Annotated in this window: 15 protein-coding genes; 4 read left to right on the plus strand and 11 right to left on the minus strand. The window is 70.8% G+C overall.

The genetic code is table 11. The features are described from left to right. The first annotated feature begins 47 nt into the window (after positions 1-47). Positions 48-1,601, plus strand: a complete 1,554-nt coding sequence (locus tag AOK00_RS20070; RefSeq protein WP_055601681.1) for an MFS transporter — start codon at positions 48-50, stop codon at positions 1,599-1,601. A 54-nt stretch (positions 1,602-1,655) separates the two neighbouring features. Here the strand turns inward: AOK00_RS20070 and AOK00_RS20075 are convergent, their stop codons facing one another. Genes AOK00_RS20075 through AOK00_RS20085 form a run of 3 tightly spaced genes read right to left on the minus strand, consistent with a single transcriptional unit; the run spans position 1,656 to position 4,880 of the window. Further along, positions 1,656-2,564, minus strand: coding sequence for an ADP-ribosylglycohydrolase family protein (locus AOK00_RS20075; protein WP_055601682.1), 909 nt, complete (start codon positions 2,562-2,564; stop codon positions 1,656-1,658). A gap of 12 nt (positions 2,565-2,576) precedes the next feature. Further along, entirely contained in the window at positions 2,577-3,236 is a 660-nt protein-coding gene (locus tag AOK00_RS20080; RefSeq protein ID WP_055601683.1) for a histidine phosphatase family protein, read from the minus strand. A gap of 33 nt (positions 3,237-3,269) precedes the next feature. Next, positions 3,270-4,880, minus strand: coding sequence for an ABC-F family ATP-binding cassette domain-containing protein (locus tag AOK00_RS20085; protein WP_055601684.1), 1,611 nt, complete (start codon positions 4,878-4,880; stop codon positions 3,270-3,272). A gap of 92 nt (positions 4,881-4,972) precedes the next feature. Here AOK00_RS20085 and AOK00_RS20090 point away from each other — a divergent pair, with 92 nt between their 5' ends. Continuing rightward, positions 4,973-5,605, plus strand: coding sequence for a TetR/AcrR family transcriptional regulator (locus AOK00_RS20090; RefSeq protein ID WP_055601685.1), 633 nt, complete (start codon positions 4,973-4,975; stop codon positions 5,603-5,605). A gap of 246 nt (positions 5,606-5,851) precedes the next feature. Here AOK00_RS20090 and AOK00_RS20095 read toward each other — a convergent pair whose 3' ends face one another. Together AOK00_RS20095 and AOK00_RS20100 are read right to left on the minus strand one after the other, a co-directional pair. Then, on the minus strand, positions 5,852-6,457 hold the full coding sequence (locus tag AOK00_RS20095; protein ID WP_055601686.1) for a YdbC family protein: 606 nt from the start codon (positions 6,455-6,457) through the stop codon (positions 5,852-5,854). A 42-nt stretch (positions 6,458-6,499) separates the two neighbouring features. Continuing rightward, positions 6,500-7,360, minus strand: a complete 861-nt coding sequence (locus AOK00_RS20100; RefSeq protein ID WP_055601687.1) for an arylamine N-acetyltransferase family protein — start codon at positions 7,358-7,360, stop codon at positions 6,500-6,502. Between the two features lie 112 nt (positions 7,361-7,472). On the opposite strand from AOK00_RS20100, the gene AOK00_RS20105 reads away from it, so the two are divergent. Then, positions 7,473-8,003: a TerD family protein gene (locus AOK00_RS20105; protein ID WP_055601688.1), complete on the plus strand. Its 531-nt coding sequence runs from the start codon at positions 7,473-7,475 to the stop codon at positions 8,001-8,003. A gap of 98 nt (positions 8,004-8,101) precedes the next feature. Here AOK00_RS20105 and AOK00_RS20110 read toward each other — a convergent pair whose 3' ends face one another. Both AOK00_RS20110 and nrdR read right to left on the minus strand, forming a co-directional pair. Continuing rightward, positions 8,102-10,996 (minus strand): vitamin B12-dependent ribonucleotide reductase, encoded by a 2,895-nt coding sequence (locus AOK00_RS20110; RefSeq protein ID WP_055601689.1) that lies wholly within the window; start codon positions 10,994-10,996, stop codon positions 8,102-8,104. A 169-nt stretch (positions 10,997-11,165) separates the two neighbouring features. Continuing rightward, entirely contained in the window at positions 11,166-11,675 is a 510-nt protein-coding gene (nrdR, locus tag AOK00_RS20115) for a transcriptional regulator NrdR (protein WP_030325324.1), read from the minus strand. 434 nt (positions 11,676-12,109) lie between these two features. On the opposite strand from nrdR, the gene lexA reads away from it, so the two are divergent. After that, positions 12,110-12,898 carry a transcriptional repressor LexA gene (lexA, locus tag AOK00_RS20120; RefSeq protein WP_030325322.1) on the plus strand — a complete coding sequence of 263 codons (789 nt, stop codon included), beginning with the start codon at positions 12,110-12,112 and terminating at the stop codon, positions 12,896-12,898. Positions 12,899-13,004: 106 nt separating this feature from the next. Here lexA and AOK00_RS20125 read toward each other — a convergent pair whose 3' ends face one another. The 4 genes from AOK00_RS20125 to AOK00_RS20140 all read right to left on the minus strand — a co-directional run. After that, the gene (locus tag AOK00_RS20125; protein ID WP_055601690.1) at positions 13,005-14,978 is read right to left on the minus strand and encodes an ATP-dependent DNA helicase; all 1,974 of its coding nucleotides are present in this window, start codon (positions 14,976-14,978) and stop codon (positions 13,005-13,007) included. Positions 14,979-15,028: 50 nt separating this feature from the next. Further along, positions 15,029-16,894, minus strand: a complete 1,866-nt coding sequence (locus AOK00_RS20130; protein WP_254047425.1) for an IucA/IucC family protein — start codon at positions 16,892-16,894, stop codon at positions 15,029-15,031. 67 nt (positions 16,895-16,961) lie between these two features. Beyond that, positions 16,962-17,648 carry a GNAT family N-acetyltransferase gene (locus tag AOK00_RS20135; protein WP_055601691.1) on the minus strand — a complete coding sequence of 229 codons (687 nt, stop codon included), beginning with the start codon at positions 17,646-17,648 and terminating at the stop codon, positions 16,962-16,964. Positions 17,649-17,703: 55 nt separating this feature from the next. Continuing rightward, positions 17,704-19,776, minus strand: a 2,073-nt coding sequence (locus AOK00_RS20140; RefSeq protein ID WP_437441429.1) for an IucA/IucC family protein, incomplete at its 5' end; no start/stop codon positions are given.

The raw sequence follows: 19,776 nt of genomic DNA on the forward strand, positions 1-19,776 counted from the left end.
GAACAGTGAACGGGTGCGTTCACTAATTCTTCCGTGGGGGATCCATAGTGACAACTTCTCCGGTCGACACACAGACCAAGGACGGACCAGCTCGCGCCGGAGGACGGCCGGGCATCGCCTTGACGGTCATCGCCGCCTGCCAGCTGATGGTCGTCCTCGACGCCACCATCGTGAACATCGCCCTGCCGCACATCCAGGACGCGCTCTCCTTCTCGACCACCGATCTGTCGTGGGTGCTCAGCGCCTACACGCTGACCTTCGGTGGTCTGCTGCTCCTCGGCGGACGGGCCGGGGACATCCTGGGGCGCCGCCGGGTGTTCATGGTCGGCATCCTGCTCTTCACCTTCGCCTCACTGCTCGGCGGCTTCGCCCAGGAGCCCTGGCACCTGCTCGCCGCGCGGGCCCTGCAGGGTGTCGGCGGCGCCATCGCCTCGCCCACCTCGCTCGCGCTGATCACCACGACGTTCCCCGAAGGGCCGGAGCGGAACCGGGCGTTCGGCGTGTTCGCCGCCGTCTCCGCCGGTGGCGGCGCGATCGGTCTGCTCGCCGGCGGCGTCCTCACCGAATGGCTGGACTGGCGCTGGGTCCTCTTCGTCAACGTCCCGATCGGTCTGCTGATCGCCTTCCTGACCCCGCGCTACATCGCGGAGTCCGAGCGCCATCCCGGCCGGTTCGACATCGCGGGAGCCGCGACCTCGACACTCGGTATGGCGGCGCTGGTGTACGGCTTCATCCGCGCGTCCGAGAAGGGCTGGGAGGACGCGCTGACCATCGGTTCCTTCGTTTCCGCCGTCATCCTGCTCATCGCCTTCGCGGTCGTGGAGTCCCGCGCGAAGGAGCCGATCACCCCGCTCCGGATGTTCGCGGACCGCAACCGCTCAGGCACGTACATCATCATGCTCAGCCTGGCGGCCGCCATGTTCGGCATGTTCTTCTTCATCGTGCTCTGGGTCCAGGACGTCCTGGGCTACACCCCGATCCAGTCCGGACTCGCCTTCCTTCCCGTGACCTTCGCGATCGGCGCCGGCGCGGGGCTCGCCCAGCGGCTGCTGCCGGTGCTCGGCCCCAAGCCGTTCATGGTGAGCGGTGCGGCGATCACGGGCGCGGGCCTGTTCTGGCTGACGTTCATCAGCTCGGACAGCAGCTACGCGAGCGGTGTGCTCGGCCCGATGATCCTGTTCGGCTTCGGCATGGGCCTCAACTTCGTGACGCTCACGCTCACGGCCGTCTCCGGAGTGGCCCAGCACGAGGCGGGAGCCGCGTCGGGCCTGCTCAACGCCACTCAGCAGGTGGGCGGTTCGCTGGGCCTGTCCATCCTGGTCACGATCTTCGGCACGGCGAGCCGCGAGGAGGGCGAGAAGCAGATGCCCGACTTCCTCGCGAACTCGACGCCCGAGCAGCAGGCCGCGGCGATGAAGACGCAGGAGCTGCCCCCGCCGTGGGGCCACGAGGTGCTGACCTCGGGCATCTCCTCGGCCTTCACGGCCGCCGTCGCGATGGTGCTGATCGCGCTGGTGACGGCCGTCCTGGTGATCCGGGTCCGCAAGAGCGACCTGGAAGCCCTCAGCGGCCGGGCGGAGGCCGCCGGGCCGGTGACCTGAGAACGCGCCGATGGCCCCTGAACCCGGAAGGGGTTCAGGGGCCATCGTGCCGTTTCAGGCCGTCTCGACCGGAACCCACTCCGGCAGGTCCTCGGTCTGCCGCAGCCAGTCCGCCGGCGGCCCACCGGTCGCCGCCGCGGCCACCACGCCTCCGGCGATGGCACAGGTCGTGTCGACGTCGCCACCGACCTGGGCGGTCGTCCAGAACACCCGCTCGAAGTCACCGAGGCCGCGGGCCGCCGACCAGAGCGCGAACGGAACCGTGTCGTGTGCGCTCGTCCGCCGGCCGCTGCCGAGGACCGCGGCGACCGTGCCCGCATCGCCGTAGTCGAGCATGTCGCGCGCGCGGCGCAGTCCCGCCCCGACCGCACTGCGCGGCACCAGGGCGACGACTCCGTCGAGCAGCGCCTCCGGAGTGGGCGGCCCGGCCGGGTCGGCGGCAAGGGCGGCAGCGGCGGCGACGGCCATGGCACCCACCACGGCCTCGCGGTGCTGGTGGGTCGTGTAGGCGGAGATCTCGGCCTGGTGCGTCGCCTGCTCCGGGTCGTCCGCGTACCAGGCTCCGAGCGGCGCGATCCGCATCGCGGCGCCGTTGCCCCAGGAGCCCTGTCCCTGGAAGAGCGCGGCGGCCAGCTCCCGCCAGTCGCCCCCCTCGCGGATGAGCCGGAGCATGCGGTTGACCGCGGGGCCGTAGCCCCGGTCGAAGTCGTGGTGCTGAGCGAAGGACATGGCCAGGGCGTCCTGGTCGATCCGTTCGTGGCGGGCGAGGACAGCCAGGACGGAGCAGGCCATCTCGGTGTCGTCGGTCCACTGCCAGGGGCCGTCGGGCAGTTCGCGCCGCTTCAGCAGGGGATAGTTGGCGGGTACGAAGAACTGGGAGCCCAGGGCGTCTCCCACGGACAGCCCGCGCAGGCTGGCCAGGGCGCGGTCGAAGCGCCGGTCGAATGAGGAGTCAGCGGTCATCGGTCTGCCACTCTATCCGGTAGGGCCGTACGGTTCCGGGGTACGCCAGCGTTCGAACGGCCTGTCCAGTCGGTATCGCCCGTCCGCGTCGAGCAGGAGCATGCGGGTCTCGGCGTTGCCGGGGTTCGACAGCGACTCGAAGTCCGCGACCGTCCAGTGGAACCAGCGCATGCAGAACAGCCGCATGGTCAGCCCGTGGGTGACGATCAGGACGTTGGGCGGATGGTCGGGCGCCTCGAAGCTGCGGTAGAGGCTCTCCAGGAACGCCCCGACCCTGTCGTACACGTCCGCCCCCGACTCGCCCTGGGCGAAGCGGTAGAAGAAGTGCCCGTACGCGTCCCGGTAGGCCTTCTGCAGTCGTACGTCCTCCCGCTCCTGCCAGTTGCCCCAGTCCTGCTCCCGCAGGCGGGGCTCCTCACGCACCCTGACCTGCTCCGGAGGCAGCCGGAAGGCGCGAAGGGTCTCGTGGGTGCGGCGGTACGGCGAGACGTAGACGCTCACCGCCTCGTCGCCGAAGAGTTCCCGCAGCCGCTCCCCCGTCTCCTCCGCCTGTCGCCACCCGGTCTCCGTGAGCCGCAGGGCGTGGTCGGGCTCCCGTTCGTACACCGTGTCATCGACATTGCCCTCGGACTCTCCGTGCCGTACGAGAACGATGCGCCGCGGTCGTGCCATACCCCGACCCTAGATCGCCGGTCCTGGGCGGGCTCAACCGAGGAGGCGTCCGGAGTCCATCCGGCGTATGTGCCCGGTGAAGCGGTGGCGCAGCGCACGGTCGTGCGAGACCACCACAAGGGCTCCGGTCCACTGCTCCAGCGCGGCTTCCAGCTCCTCCACGAGCCCCAGGGCCAGGTGGTTGCCCGGCTCGTCGAGCAGGAGGAGGTCGGCGGGCCGGGCCAGCAGCCGGGCGAGCGCCAGTCGGCGGAGCTGGCCCGCGGAGAGACCACCGACCGGCACCCTCAGGTCGGCCGGGCGGAACAGTCCGTACGACAGGAGCAGTTCGGCACGCTCGTCCTCGGCGAGGGCGAGCCCGCGTCCGAAACAGGCCAGCAGCCGCTCCTCCGGGCGCCGGACGGTGACGTCCTGGGCCAGGTACCCGATCCGTCCGGCGCGCCGGACGTCCCCGGCGTCGGGGTCGACCGTCCCCGCCATGACCCGCAGCAGCGTGGACTTCCCCGCGCCATTGCCGCCGTGGACGAGCAGCCGCTCCCCCGCCCGCACGGTGAGCGTGTCCACGGAGAGACGGTCCGCGACCCGCACTCCGGTCAGGGTGACGAGCGCTCCCTCGGCTCCGCCCGCCAGGGGTCGGGCCGAGAAGGAGAGGGGTGGAGGCGGCTGGTGCACGGGCTCGTCGCGGAGTCGCCTCAGTCGCTCCCGGGCGTTACGGACCCGCCCCGAGACAGAGGCCTGGACGCGGCCTGCCGCCCGGTCGAAGGCCATCTTGTTGTTGTCCTTCATCTCCCTCCCGAGTGCGACTCCGTGCGCCGTGGTCGCGGCGTACGCCTCCAGCCGTGCCGTCTCCTCGCACCACTCCTCGTAGTCCTCCTCCCAGCGCCGCCGCGCGGCCGCTCGTGCCGCGCGGTAGCCGGCGTATCCGTCGCCGTACCGCACGAGCGCCCGCCGGTCGGCGTCCACCTCGACGATCGCGGTGGCGACGCGCTCCAGGAAGGTCCGGTCGTGGGAGACGGCCACGACAGTCCCGCGGTGCGCGAGGAGGGCGCCCTCCAGCCAGTCCAGCGCCTGCGCGTCGAGGTGGTTGGTGGGTTCGTCGAGCAGGAGCACTTCGGGGCCCGCCGCGACCGCGCAGGCGATGCCGAGCCGGGCGAGCTCACCGCCGGAGAGGCTGCCGAGTCTCCGCTCACGACCGGTGCCCGCGAGGCCCAGTCCGTACAGAGCCTTGTCGACCCGGGCGTCCGCCTCGTACCCACCCCGCAGTTCGTAGGCGGTGAGGAGTTCACCGTAGGCGTCGAGGTCCGCCCCGTCCGCCGTGTCGAGCCCGGCTTCGAGTGCGCGCAGCCGCCGTTCCATGGCGCGGAGCTCGGCGAGCGCGGCGTCGATCGCATCACCGACGGTGGCGCCGGAAGGCAGGTCGGGTGTCTGGGCGAGCATCCGCAGACCGCCGTCGGCGACGGTGACGACACTGCCCTCGTCGGGCTGCTCCACCCCGGCCAGGAGGCGCAGCAGAGTCGACTTCCCCGCGCCGTTCTCCCCCACGATCCCGATCCGCTCCCCGGGGCGCACGGAGAGCGAGACCTGATCGAGGAGCAGTCGTTCACCACGGGACACCACGACGTCGTGCAGTGAGATCTGAGTGGGCAAGGGCGCCTCCAGAAGTAGACCGTCAAACGCAACTTCGATTGCGTTAAGCCGAGTGTGGCAGACTCGAACCACTAACGCAACGGGAGTAGCAATTGAATGACTCGATCGAGGAGCGCCCGACCCCGGCCCCCGGCAACGCGCGCCCCGGCGGCCGCACCGCCCGCACCCGGGCGGCCGTCCGCGACGCCGTCCTGACCGGTCTGTCCGAGCACGGCTACCCCGCCCTGACCGTGGAATACGTGGCGGAGCACTCGGGCGTCCACAAGACGACGCTCTACCGCCGCTGGGGCAGCGTCGAAGGCCTCCTCGCCGACGCGCTCGACCTGGCGAACGAGGACGCCTGGACGCCACCGGACACCGGGAGCCTCTCCGGAGATCTGCACGCACTCGCGCACGAGGTCGTCGGCGCCTTCGGAGATCCGGCCGCAGGGGCGGCCCCCACCGCGTTCATCGGCGCGGCGTTCCAGTCCCCCCGGGCAGCGGAGGCCCTGCACACCTTCTACACCGAGCGCTTCCGGCGCTGCGAGGCCGTCGTCACCCGGGCCGTCGCCCGCGGCGAGGCACCGCTGGGAACCGACGCGAACGCGGTCGTCCAGGGGGTCTCCGCACCGCTGTTCCTGCGGCTCTTCGTCACCCGCGAACCGATCGACGGCGCGCTCGCGGACCAGACGGCACGCGTGGTTCTGGCGGGGGTCGAAGCGGGCGCGTACGTCGTCCCGGCGTAGCTTTTCTCAGCCTCGACGCGTCAGGCCTCTCAGACCCTGCGGGGGCCGATGGCCCGCTCAGACCGAACGGCCGGCCCCGGTCGCTCAGACCGAACGGCCGGCCCCGGTCGCTCAGACCGAACGGCCGGCCCCGGTCGCTCAGACCGAACGTTCGGCCCGGTCCGCTCAGACCGAACGGCCGGCCCCGGTCGCTCACATCGAGCAGCCAGCCCGGATCCAGTCAGACCGACGGCCGGCCCCGGTCGCTCAGACCGTCCAGGCCGGCTCGAGCTGCACCACGTCCCCGGCCAACGCCGCCACATCGGCCGCCGTCCTGGCCCGGAGCCCGAGCCGCTCGATCCGCTCCACCCGGTACTTCCCGTGCTCCGCGGCGGACTGCCACATCGACAGCACCAGGAACTCGCTGCCCGGCGCCTCGCCGAACAGGCCCCGCAGCATGCCGGGGGACCCGGCCATCGCCGGGTTCCACACCTTCTCCTGCATCAGCGCGAAGTGCTCGGCACGGTCCTCGTGGACACGGCAGTGCGCCACCCTCGCCACGTCGGCGTCGGAGAACTTCGGCTCGAACCCGGTCTTCACGTCGAAGCGGTGGTCGAACAGCTTGACCTGGACGTCTTTGTAGGTGCCCATCTGCGCGGCCGCCAGACGATCATGCGAACGCGCCATGAACGAGTCGTAGAAGGCGCGGCTCTCCCAGAACCCGAAGACATGGGCGACGTCCGGCCGAGCCCGGCTCCACCCGCCGCCCTGTCCCCGGAATCCCGGCTCACCGAGCAGCCCCGCCCATTTCCGCTGTCCCCGCTCGAACCCTCGACGGTCCATCACGGTGCAGCGAATCCACTTGACCAGCACCGCGCCATCGTACGGGCCCGGAGACCGCCCCGGCAGACCCCGTCAGTGTCCCGCCGGATGCATGCGCTCGAGCCCCGTGCGCTCCTCGTCGTCCAGTTCGATCCCGAACCGGCTCTCCAGCGTCGCGATCAACTCGTCCACAGGTACGGCACGTTCCTCCACGACACCATCCGTCCGTACCGTCGTCAGCGTGTCGCGCACCAGCGCCCTGCGCTCGTCCGCCCCCGGCCGCTGGGCCACGACCTGGCCGAGGAAGCGCGACTGCGGATGGCTGGAGCTGTAGTGGTTCATGACGGTGAAGTCACCCGGGTAAAGGGTCTGCGGGGAGAAGGCGTACAGGTCGGTCCACCCCTCCGGGCGCAGGGACCGCAGCACATGGATGCCCTCGTCCTCCACGACCGTCCCGAAGGTCCAGCCGCTCTGCTCGACGCGCGCCCCGTCGCCCAGGGGCACCGGCTCCAGCGGTCCCTGCCAGCCGAACCCCACGTCGGCGAGCCACTGTTCGTGCTCGATCGTGACGACGAGGAGCGCGTGCGTGACGGGCGGCAGCGTCGCGCCTCGCGAACGGTTCCGAGCCCCGCGGGCGGCCACCGTGAAGCCGATCCGTTCGAGCACCGCGGCGAACAGGGAGTTCTGCTCGTAGCAGTAGCCCCCACGGCGTCGCTCGACGAGCTTGGCCTGAAGGCTCTTCAGATCCAGCGGAACAGGTCGCCCCAGGGCGACGTCGAGGTTCTCGAAGGGCACCGCTCGGACGTGCGCCCGGTGAAGGGCCGTCAATGTCCTGAGGTCAGGCGCGAGTTCCCCGTCCCGCTCAGCCTCGTATCCGATTCGAGCCAGATATGCGTCGAGATCCAGCTCCTCACCACTCCACAAACCGTTCTCCCCCTCAACCCCCGGGTCCACTGTCGTAGCCCCATGACACCATGAGCAATCGGCCCACGACCAAGGGCTTTTGAGCGGGTGGACGGTTCGACGCGAGGCGTGCGCGGGGGCGCACGCGGAGAGGGGAAGCACCATGAGCGGACTCAACAAAGGGGTGGGCCGGGTCGAGGTCACGCTCAAGTGGGACCCTGCCCCGACGGGCGCGCCGGCCCACGACCTCGACATCGTCGCCGGTGTCTTCGACGCGGACGACCCTCACGGAGCCCCGGTCCAGCTGGTGCACTTCGGCAGTCGGTCTCCCGACGGCACGATCACGCTCCACCGGGACAGCCGCACGGGTCAGGGATTCGGCTACGACGAGGCCATGACCCTGGAGCTCGACCGCCTGGCACCGCGGTACGCGCGCGTGGTGGTGGGCGTCGCCATACAGCAGGGCGGCGGGCGGCGGTCCTTCGGCGACGTGGCGAACACGGGCGTACGGGTCCGCGAGGGCTACACGGACCTGCTGGTCCACGACTTCGCGGACGTGCCGGACGCCCTCGCGGCGACGGTCGTGGAGTTCACGCGGGACGGCGCCGACGGCTGGACGTACCGCCCGATCAGCCACGGCTTCGACGCCGACCCCCAGGTGTTCGGCACCGTGCTGGGTTCCATACGCGCCTGAAGCCCGGACGCACGCGCCCGGACAACAGCGCCCCCGCCCGGAGACGGCAAAGGGGACCGGCACAAGGCCGGTCCCCTTCATGAAGCGCCTACTCGATGTCAGCTGCAGCCGCTGGTCGAGCCGCAGCCCTCGCAGATGTAGCAGGAACCGGCGCGCTGCATCTTCGTCCCGCAGGAGAAGCAGAGCGGGGCGTCGGCGCTGATGCCGAGCTGCATCTCGACGAGCTCCGCCGAGGTGTGCGCCTGCTTCGGGGCCGGGACCTCGGTCCTCGGGGCCGGGGCCGCGACGGCCTTCAGCTCCTGGGCGCGGGGAGCGGACTGGGCCAGCGCCTCGACGTCGACCTCGTCCTCGTCGGACTGCTCGTACGAGCCGGTGTCCAGGTGGCGCTGACGCTCCTCGGCCGAGTGGATGCCGAGCGCGGAGCGGGTCTCGAAGGGCAGGAAGTCCAGCGCCAGGCGGCGGAAGATGTAGTCGACGATCGACTGCGCCATCCGCACGTCCGGGTCGTCCGTCATGCCGGCCGGCTCGAAGCGCATGTTGGTGAACTTCGAGACGTACGTCTCGAGCGGGACGCCGTACTGCAGGCCGACGGAGACGGCGATGGAGAAGGCGTCCATCATGCCGGCGAGCGTCGAACCCTGCTTGGACATCTTGAGGAAGACCTCGCCGAGACCGTCGTCCGGGTAGGAGTTGGCGGTCATGTAACCCTCGGCGCCGCCGACGGTGAAGGAGGTGGTGATCCCCGGACGGCCCTTGGGCAGACGCTTGCGGACCGGGCGGTACTCGACGACCTTCTCGACGGCCTCGCGGATCGTCGCCTCGGTCTTCGCGGTGACCTCGACCTTCTCCTCCTCCTTCTTCTTGGCGGAGAGGGGCTGGCCGACCTTGCAGTTGTCGCGGTAGATCGCGAGCGCCTTGACGCCCATCTTCCAGGCCTCGAAGTAGACCTCTTCGACGTCCTCGACCGTGGCCGTCTCCGGCAGGTTCACGGTCTTGGAGAGGGCGCCCGAGATCCACGGCTGGATGGCTGCCATCATGCGGACGTGGCCCATCGCGGAGATGGAGCGCTCGCCCATGGCGCAGTCGAAGACCTCGTAGTGCTCGGTCTTCAGGCCGGGGGCATCGATCACATTGCCGTGCTCGGCGATGTGGGCGACGATCGCCTCGATCTGCTCCTCCTGGTAGCCCAGGCGGCGCAGGGCCTGCGGGACGGTGCCGTTGACGATCTGCATCGACCCGCCGCCGACGAGCTTCTTGAACTTGACCAGGGCGAGGTCGGGCTCGAGGCCGGTGGTGTCGCAGGACATCGCGAGACCGATGGTGCCGGTCGGGGCGATGACCGAGGCCTGGGCGTTGCGGAAGCCGTTCTTGGCGCCGAGGCGGATCACGTCCTGCCAGGCCTCCGTGGCGGCGGCCCAGATCGGCGAGTCCAGGTCGTCCATGCGGACGGCCTTGGTGTTCTCGTCGGCGTGCTGCTGCATGACGCGCTGGTGCGGCTCGGCGTTGCGGGCGTAACCGTCGTACGCGCCGACGACCGCGGCGAGCTCGGCGGAGCGCTTGTACGAGGTGCCGGTCATCAGGGAGGTGATGGCACCGGCGAGGGCGCGGCCGCCGTCGGAGTCGTACGCGTGGCCGGTCGCCATCAGCAGGGCGCCGAGGTTGGCGTAGCCGATGCCGAGCTGGCGGTAGGCGCGGGTGTTCTCGCCGATCTTCTCGGTGGGGAAGTCGGCGAAGCAGATGGAGATGTCCATCGCGGTGATGACGAGCTCGACGACCTTGGCGAAGCGCTCGACCTCGAAGGACTGGTTGCCCTTGCCGTCGTCCTTGAGGAACTTCATCAGGTTCAGCGAGGCGAGGTTGCAGGACGTGTTGTCCAGGTGCATGTACTCGCTGCACGGGTTCGAGCCGTTGATACGGCCGGACTCGGGGCAGGTGTGCCAGTGGTTGATCGTGTCGTCGTACTGGATGCCCGGGTCGGCACAGGCCCACGCGGCCTCGGCCATCTTGCGGAAGAGCGACTTGGCGTCGACCTCCTCGATGACCTCGCCGGTCATGCGGGAGGTGAGACCGAACTTCCCGCCGGACTCGACGGCCTTCATGAACGTGTCGTTCACGCGGACGGAGTTGTTGGCGTTCTGGTACTGGACGGACGTGATGTCGTCGCCGCCCAGGTCCATGTCGAAGCCCGCGTCACGGAGGGCGCGGATCTTCTCCTCCTCCTTGACCTTGGTCTCGATGAAGTCCTCGATGTCGGGGTGGTCGACGTCGAGGATGACCATCTTGGCCGCGCGGCGGGTCGCGCCGCCCGACTTGATCGTTCCGGCGGACGCGTCGGCGCCGCGCATGAACGAGACCGGGCCGGAGGCGTTGCCGCCGGAGGAGAGCAGCTCCTTGGAGGAGCGGATGCGGGAGAGGTTCAGGCCGGCGCCGGAGCCGCCCTTGAAGATCATGCCCTCTTCCTTGTACCAGTCGAGGATGGACTCCATGGAGTCGTCGACGGCCAGGATGAAGCAGGCGGAGACCTGCTGGGGCTGAGGCGTGCCGACGTTGAACCAGACCGGCGAGTTGAAGCTGAAGATCTGGTGCAGGAGGGCGTAGGCCAGCTCGTGCTCGAAGATCTCGGCGTCGGCGGGCGAGGCGAAGTAGCCGTACTCCTCGCCGGCCTTCGTGTACGTCTTCACGATCCGGTCGATGAGCTGCTTGAGACCGGTCTCGCGCTGCGGGGTGCCGACGGCCCCGCGGAAGTACTTGCTGGTGACGATGTTGACCGCGTTCACCGACCAGAAGTCGGGGAACTCGACGCCACGCTGCTCGAAGTTGATCGAGCCGTCGCGCCAGTTGGTCATGACGACGTCACGGCGCTCCCACGCCACCTCGTCGTACGGATGCACGCCGGGGGTGGTGTGGATGCGCTCGATACGCAGGCCCTTGCTCGTAGTCTTGGCTCCCTTGGAACGAGAACCACGTGCCGGACCGCTCGCCGTCTCTGTCATGCCGCCTCCCATATACGGGCAAAACACACTTTGGCACCCAGAAAGTCCCAGGGCACCGTCTTCTGTACGTCGTTCTGTACTGCTGCCACGAACGCCACGGGGGTCGCTCGGGGCACGTCTGCCAGGCCGCTCGGCGGCCGGCCGCCGGGCACGCGGCCCGGACCGCCGGTCAGTCGGCGGCGGTGGCGGGAACGGGGACCTCGGGGGTCGCACCGGTCCCGCGGTTCTCAGCGGGAGGCCGCACGCGGAGTTCCGCGATGGCGGCCTCGAAGTCTTCGAGGCTGTCGAACGCCTTGTAAACGGACGCGAAGCGCAGGTACGCGACGAGGTCGAGCTCCTGCAACGGGCCGAGGATGGCCAGACCCACGTCGTGGGTGGTCAGCTCGGCGCTGCCGGTGGCGCGCACCGCCTCCTCGACCCGCTGGCCGAGCTTGGCGAGGGCGTCCTCGGTGACCGGTCGCCCCTGGCACGCCTTGCGTACGCCGGAGATGACCTTGGTACGACTGAAGGGCTCGGTGACACCGGACCGCTTCACCACCATGAGCGAGCACGTCTCCACCGTCGTGAAACGACGGGAGCAGTCGGGGCACTGGCGACGGCGCCGGATCGACGTCCCGTCGTCGGTGGTGCGACTGTCTACGACGCGGCTGTCGGGGTGCCTGCAGAAGGGGCAGTGCATTGGTTCCGACCCTCCCTCACGGCACGACTGGTGAACCTCGCCCGACCGTCAAGGCCCTGCGAAGCGACCACCAGCATAGGCGATGCGGGCACCCCCGGCAGACCGGGGACCACTACCCCTGGGTGGCCGGTGTCATCCAACCACTAGATCTTGGGTTGGCGGCGATTCCGGGCGTTCCGCGTGTCGCGACGCGTCCGCTCCCGGGATTCAGCCTCTCCGGGTGCGACACTGGGAGGGTGCACCGCGCGCGACCCAGCGGCGAAGGCTACCGTAACGACTGAATTGGGACGGCGGCGCGAGAGTGCTCATACACCCGCATGCGTACACGCGTAAGGCAATCTGCGAATTTTCACTCGAACGTGTGTTTGGCGCAACCTTTCGAAAGCCACTACCGTTGTGCCAGCCAGGGAGACCATTCGAGAGGGGCCGACGACGTGACCACCACCGCAGACAGTGCCACCATCACCGCCCAGGACCGCTCCCAGGGCCGACTCGAGCCGGTGCACGCCATGAACGACACAAGCATGAACGGTGAGGACCCCGGGCGACCCGCCCGCGCCCTCCCCGGGCGACCTCCAGGCATCCGAGCCGACAGCTCCGGTCTCACCGACCGGCAGCGCAGGGTCATCGAAGTCATCCGCGACTCGGTCCAGCGGCGCGGCTACCCGCCGTCGATGCGCGAGATCGGGCAGGCCGTCGGCCTGTCCAGCACGTCCTCGGTGGCGCACCAGCTCATGGCGCTGGAGCGCAAGGGCTTCCTCCGCCGAGACCCGCACCGGCCCCGGGCGTACGAGGTGCGCGGCTCCGACCAGCCGAGCACCCAGCCGACGGACACCACGGGCAAGCCCGCAGCCTCGTACGTGCCCCTCGTCGGCCGGATCGCGGCCGGTGGCCCGATCCTCGCCGAGGAGTCCGTCGAGGACGTCTTCCCTCTCCCCCGGCAGCTTGTCGGTGACGGCGAGCTGTTCGTCCTCAAGGTCGTCGGCGACTCGATGATCGAGGCCGCCATCTGTGACGGCGACTGGGTCACCGTCCGCCGTCAGCCCGTCGCGGAGAACGGCGACATCGTCGCGGCCATGCTGGACGGCGAGGCCACGGTCAAGCGCTTCAAGCGCGAGGACGGTCACGTCTGGCTGCTCCCGCACAACGCGGCGTACCAGCCCATCCCCGGCGACGAGGCGACCATCCTCGGGAAGGTCGTGGCGGTACTGCGGCGGGTCTGACTCACCTCGCCGGCTCTGACCGGGCCCCGGGACCCACTGCGCCGGTTCCGGGGCCCTGCCGTGTCCCTGTCGAGCCAGGGTACACCGGGCTCGACAGGGTGACGCCTCAGGCCTCCGCCGACTTCGACGCGGCATCGATGGCGGCAAGCGACTTCCGTACCTGATTGCGGTCGGTCGTGTACCAGAAGTCGGGCAGCGAGGCCTTCAGATAGCTGCCGTACCGGGCCGTCGCCAGCCGGGGGTCGAGAACCGCCACGACACCCCGATCGCCCGTGGCCCGTACGAGCCGACCGGCGCCCTGTGCCATGAGCAGGGCCGCGTGGGTCGCCGCGACCGCCATGAAGCCATTGCCCCCGGCCTCCTCGACGGCCTTCTGCCGGGCACTCATCAGCGGGTCGTCCGGGCGCGGGAACGGGATCTTGTCCATGACGACCAGCTGGCAGCTGGCCCCCGGGACGTCCACGCCCTGCCAGAGCGACAGCGTGCCGAAGAGACAGGTCTTGGGGTCGGCCGCGAAGTTCTTGATCAGCTCGCCCAGCGTGTCCTCGCCCTGGAGCAGGATCGGCAGCTCCGGAACGCGGATCCGCAGCTCCTCCGCCGCCTGCTGTGCCGCGCGCATCGAGGAGAACAGGCCGAGGGTCCGCCCGCCGGCCGCCTGCATCAGCTCGGTCAGCTCGTCGAGCATGTCGCCCCGGTCCCCGTCCCGCGCGGGGCGGGAGAGGTGCTTGGCGACGTAGAGAATGCCCTGCTTGGGATAGTCGAACGGGGAGCCGACGTCGATCCCCTTCCAGACGGGCAGGTCGTCACCCGTGGTGCCCTCCGGAGCGAGACCCAGCGACGCTCCGACACCGTTGAAGTCGCCGCCCAGCTTGAGCGTCGCCGAGGCCAGGACCACGGACCGCTCCGTGAACAGCTTCTCGCGCAGCAGGCCCGAGACGGAGAGCGGCGCCACCCGCACCGACGCGCCGAAACGGTCGTGGCGCTCGTACCAGACGACGTCGTACTCCGAACCGTGCGTGATCCGCTCCGCGACACCGTGGACGGTCTCCACCGAGGCCATGGCCTGCTTGCGCACCGCGTCCTCGTCCTGCACCGACCGGTCCCGGGTGGAGCCCAGCGCCGTGATCACCGCGCGGGCGGCGTCACGCAGCGCCATCAGGGCGTACGCGAGGTCCTCCGGGATCTCCTCCAGGCGCCCCGGAAGGGCCAGCTCCATGACCCGCTCGAAGCCCTCGGCGGCGGTCTGCAGCTGGTCGGCGACCTTCTCGTCGACCAGTTTCGCGGACCGGCGCACGGCGCGGTTGACCTGGCCGGGGGTGAGCTCGCCGGTGGCGACCCCGGTGACCCGGGAGACCAGCTCGTGGGCCTCGTCGACGATCAGTACCTCGTGCTGCGGGAGCACGGGGGCACCCTCGATGGCGTCGATCGCGAGGAGGGCGTGGTTCGTGACGACGACGTCGGCGAGCTTGGCCCGCTCGCGGGCCGACTCGGCGAAGCACTCCGGCCCGTACGCGCACTTGCTCGCGCCGAGGCACTCCCGGGAGGAGACCGAGACCTGGGCCCAGGCCTTGTCGGAGACGCCGGGCGTCAGATCGTCCCGGTCGCCGGTCTCCGTCTCGTCCGACCAGTCCCGGAGCCGCATCAGGTCCTGGCCCAGCTTGCTGGTGGGCGCGGCCGCCTCGAAGGGGTCGAAGAGACCGTCCTCCTCGTCCTGCGGGACTCCTTCGTGGAGCCGGTGCAGGCAGAGGTAGTTCGACCGGCCCTTGAGCATGGCGAACTGGGGGCGGCGACGCAGCTGCGGGTGCAGCGCGTCGACCGTGCGCGGGAGGTCACGCTCGACGAGCTGGCGCTGGAGCGCCAGGGTGGCCGTGGCCACCACCACCCGCTCGCCCTGGGCCAGCGCCGGCACCAGGTAGCCGAGCGACTTGCCCGTGCCGGTGCCGGCCTGGACGAGGAGGTGGGAATTGTCGTCGATGGCCTCGGCCACGGCCTCGGCCATGGTGACCTGGCCGGGCCGCTCCGTGCCGCCGACGGCGGTGACGGCGGCGTGGAGGAGGTCGGGGAGGGATGGCTTCGTCATAGCCCTTCCACCCTACGGGGCGCCACTGACAGCCAAGGCACGCGCGCGTGTCACGCGAGCGGGTTGGGCACGGTCCCGTGGACGGCCGCGTGGGGTCGCTCGGGGCGGTCCCGGTAGCCGTCCAGGTGCAGACGGTTGCGGTTGAGGCAGAGCCGCTCGATCCGGGGGGTGAGGAGGTCGAAGAGCTCGAACCGTTCCTTCAGCTCGGGGAAGCGCGCCTGGTGACGCACGATCTCCGCACGGACGAGGGACCAGAAGTCCTCTTCCGGCACGCCGAGTTGTTCCTCGCAGAGCGGTGCCAGATAGCGGAAGACACCGACGAAGAGCCCCGAATGGATGAACTGGACGAGGAAGTCGGGCTCCTCGGTCAGGAGGACGGCGCGCACGTCGTCCGGCAGGGTGTCGTGCTCGGGAAGCGGCTGGGCGCTGATGTTGACGTCGTCGACGAAGTCCTTGATCGCCAGGCGTACGGGCACGTCCTCTCCGTCGTAGACGACGATGGCGTTCTCGCCGTGCGGGGAGAAGACCGTGCCGTAGCGGTAGAGGAAGTGCAGCAGCGGAGGCAGCAGCGCGGCGAAGAGGCGCTGGAGCCAGACGGCCGGAGCGAGTCCGGAGCGCTCGACGAGTTCGGCGACGAAGGCCCGGCCGACGGGGTCCGTGTGGAGCAGGGAGGCGAGGGTGCGGGCCCGCTCGCCCGGGGGCAGCCGCAGCGGTTCGCGCCAGATCGCGCCGAGGAGTTCCTTGTACTGGTACGGGACTTCGGGCAGCCGGTCGTACAGGGGGTGCTCGACGGTGACGGAGGCTACCTCGCCGAGGAGGATCACCCCGCACTCGTCGCGCAGGAACGGGTCGGCGTCGCGGAGGCCGTGGACCCAGGCGGTGACGGCCGGGGCGGCGAGGGTGCGTTCGGTGGGCAGGCCGCGCCAGACGAGGGTGTTGAGCACGGACAGCGGGAGTTTGACGGTGTGCCGGTCGGGGCGGCTGGTGTTGAGGAAGGTACGGACAGACTGCTGCGGCAGCCGTAGGTCGCCGTCCGCGAAGAGCGGGACGACGGTCCCGGCGGCGATGGCCGGGGCGTAGAGCGGAAGCAGGACCTCGTCCCACTGCCAGGGGTGGACGGGCAGCAGGAGATAGCCGTCCGGTTCGTGGCCGCGGGCGGTCAGTTCGGCGCGGAACGCGGCGTGGACCTCGGGGTCGAGCTCCTGGGCGTAGAGACGGTCGGGTGTGCCGAGCCCGGACACGCCGCGGTAGGCGGCGAGGCGGTTGCTGACCGCGATCCACGGCAGCCGCGTCGCGCGGCGGGCCTCGGGTGCCCACTGGGCGGCATCGGTCGCGGAGAAACCGATGCGGCCCTTGTTGAGGACGAGCCAGGGGTGGCCGGTCTGGTGCCCTTCGAGCTCGGCGTAGGAGAGGTCGGCGAGCCGGGCGGCGGAGAGGGCGGTGTGGTCGAGGCGGGCGTCGGCGGCCAGGGTGGCGGAGAGCTCGCGGATGAGGTGGCCGAGGGTGGCGCCGTCGAGCCGGAGGAGGCGGCGGGCCCGGACCAGGAAGTCGAGGACGTCGGTCAGGGGCCGGCCCTCGTGGGTGATCGAGCCGGGGGCGACGTACCAGCTGTCGTAGGCGCCTCGGCGGGCACGGAACGTGAGGGTGGTGCCGTCGTCGAGCCGCAGGGTGTGGAGGTCCGGTTCGCCTGCCACCGGTGCGGGCTCGACGATCTCCTCGTAGGCGAACTCGGCGAGGGCCTTGGCGAGGAGCCGGGAGGAGGCCCTCGTCCATGCGGCGGCGTTCAGCTCGGGGGGCGCGAGCAGTTCAGGGGACGTGGGGAGTGCGGGCGCCGGCGACGGTTCGGCCCGGGAGGAAGGGGCGGGCGCTGTGGCGGACTGGGTGGGCTGTGCGGAGTCGTGGGGTGCAGGGGACATCGACACGAGGACTCCTCGGAGTGGGAACCGCTGTGGGTCGGGCGGTGTATAGAAGACAGAGGGTTGTTCACAGAACGTGACGGAGGGCGCGGTCACGCATCATGAGCGCCGCTCGCTTGTCAGGGAGGTCGACTTCCGCCGCATAGCGGAAGCCGCCGCTGAGGAAGGCCGAGACGGAGGGGGTGTTACGGATGTCGGGTTCGGCGACGACGCGGGTACAGCGGGGACGGTGGTCGAGGACGAGATCGGCGACGGCGCGCAGCAGTGTGCTGCCGACGCCGCGGCCCCGGTCGGTGACGCCTCCGATCAGCAGATGGATACCGGTGTCGTGGGGGCGCGCCGGGTAGTGGCGGGCGAGCGGGTCGAGGTCGGCGCGGTAGATCTCGAAGTAGCTCATGGGCGTGCCGTCGAGCACTCCGAGGCAGGGGACGCTGCGGCCGTCGCCCTCGAGTTGGGTACGGATGTGCTCGGCGGTCACGGTCTCGGGTCCGGCCAGTTCCCAGAAGGCGGCGACGGCGGGGTCGTTCATCCATCGGGCGACGAGCGGCAGGTCTCGTTCGAGACGCACGGGGACGAGCTGGAAGACCCCGGCGGACGTGTGGGCCGGGGTCCAGGAGGCGACGGAGTCCAGCAGGTCGCCGTCGAAGAGTTCGGCGTCGATGTGGCCGCCTTCGAGGAGGGTGACGAGCTCGTCGAGCCTCAGGTCGAGGGTGTCGTCACCGGGCGGGTCGGCCGGTGGGCGGGTGGGTGACACGGTGTCGCTCTCCTCTCGGCGGTGCGGTCGGGGCGTGGGTTCTCCGAAGGCGGGTTCAGGCGCGAAGGGGGTTGGTGACGGTGACATAGACGGACTGGGTGTCGACGGGTCCGACGAGTTCGTCCATGCCGTGCAGGCGGGTGAGGAGGTTGGCCTTGCTGCGGAGGGTCGCGGCTTCCAGGAGGCGGTGCGGCAGGGGTGAGCCGAGGCTGGTGGCGGAGGTGAGGAAGCTGCGGAAGGCCGCGAGCAGGACGCGCTCGTCGGCGAGGTGCTGGGCGCCGAAGGCGCCGATCAGGCCCAGGACGTTGTTGATGCCGAGGTAGTAGGCGAATCGCTCGTCGGTGACCTGGTCGGAGACGAAGGTGTCGCTCGCGGCGCCGATGCCGGGGAGGCGGCTCTCCAGCTCACTCCGGTGGGACTCGCGGAAGTAGTAGCCCTGGTTGTCCCGGTAGCGCCCGCCGACCGGCCAGCCGTCGGGGTCGAGAAGCACCAGGGTGTTCTGCTGGTGGGCCTCCAGGGCGATGCCGGCGTGTCCGTCGAGCCAGAGGACAGGGCGGACGACCTGGTCGAGATAGCGGAGGAACCACTCGGCTGCGACAGCCGTGGTGGGACGGCCGGTGCGGAGGGCGAGGCGGCCGATGACGTCGGCGAGGCGGGAGCGCATGGCACTGGTTCCCGGCCAGGGCCGGGGGGCGGTGAGGGAGGCGATGCATACGGCGTCGTCGCCGGGCCCGAAGGGGTTGTGGCGAATCATCAGGTCGAGGCCGGGGACGGGGGCGCCGTCCGGGGTGTCGACGGCGAGCCACGCGGGGTCGCGGACGATGTCGAAGCCGGGGTGGGCGGCCTGCCATTCGTCGACGAGGCCGGTTCGGAGCAGCCGGTGGACCTCGACGCCGCGGTGGAGTTCCTTGCGGAGGTTCTCGCGGCGCGAGTTGGTGATGCGCAGGCCGAGGGAGAGCTTGAGCATGGCCCGCGCGCCGGGGCGGTGCACGGTACGGACGGAGGAGGTGGGGTGCCACGGGCTGCCGTGGAGACCGAGGTCGTGGAGGAGGCCGGCGTCGAGGAGTGCGCGGATGTCGGGGCGGTGCAGCAGCTCTCGGGCCTGCCAGGGGTGGACGGGCAGGGGTGCGGTTCCGGCGGGGAGCGCGAGCCCTTCGGCGAGGCCGATGGCGAGTTGCTCGGCGCTGACGGGACGGCCCTGTTCGGTCCAGCCGGAGTCGGAGGCCAGGAGGGAGGCGTCGACGGCGAGCCAGTGGAGGGGGAAGGAGCCGTGCAGTTCGGGTGAGTAGAGCCGGGCCTCCGCGTCGGAGAGGCCTTCGCGGCTCTTGGGCGTGGGGTGGAGGGGGTGGCCGAGCAGCAGGGACTGTTCCGCGGCGAGGAAGAGGTCGGCGTCCGGGTGCGGTTGAGGCGAGCGGCGGCGCTCGGTGAGGAAGTCGGCGGTGCGACGGGCCGAGTCGGCGACCCTGCCGACGAGTTCGGTGCCCTCGGGGCGGCCGGTCTCCCGGCTGAGCAGGGCGGCCACGGTCACGGCGTCGACGGCGGGGGCCGTGGCGGGGAGGCCTTCGAGGGCGGGCGCGCCGAAACGGTGCCAGCCGGTGGGCGACCAGTAGCGGACCGGGACGAGGAGGGCGGTGCCGCTGGCGTCGAGGGGGATGCGCAGGGTGGTGGAGCCGGGGGCCGGCAGGTTCTTCTCGCGGACCCAGCAGCGGAGGAGGTTCTCGACGGTGGCCGCGTCGGCGGCGCGCTGCGGATCCGGGTCGTCCAGGGGGTCGGCGCCGACCGGGAGGTGCGGGTTTGGGGCGGCGTCGCTCAGCGGGTCGGCTCCCGTGGCCGGGCGGTGCGGTCGTGGGTCGTACGGGCCGATGTGCTGGCGCGGGACCGTGACATCGGCGTGGCGGGGTGCGGCGGCGCCGGGCTCCGTGACATCGCGCTCCGTGGCGCCGGGGACCGCGGAGCCGGGGTCCGTGGAGCCGAGGTCCGTGGAGCCGAGGTCCGCGGAGCCGGGGACGGTACCGCCGAGGTCCGTGGAACCGGGGACCGTACCGCCGAGGGCTGGGGCGCGGAGGTCACCGTTGCCGAGGTCCGAGGGGCGGAGGTCCCCGTTGTCGAGGTCCGAGGTGGGGAGGTC

The sequence above is a fragment of the Streptomyces aureus genome (assembly GCF_001418135.1).
Taxonomy (GTDB): Bacteria; Actinomycetota; Actinomycetes; order Streptomycetales; family Streptomycetaceae; genus Streptomyces; species Streptomyces aureus_A.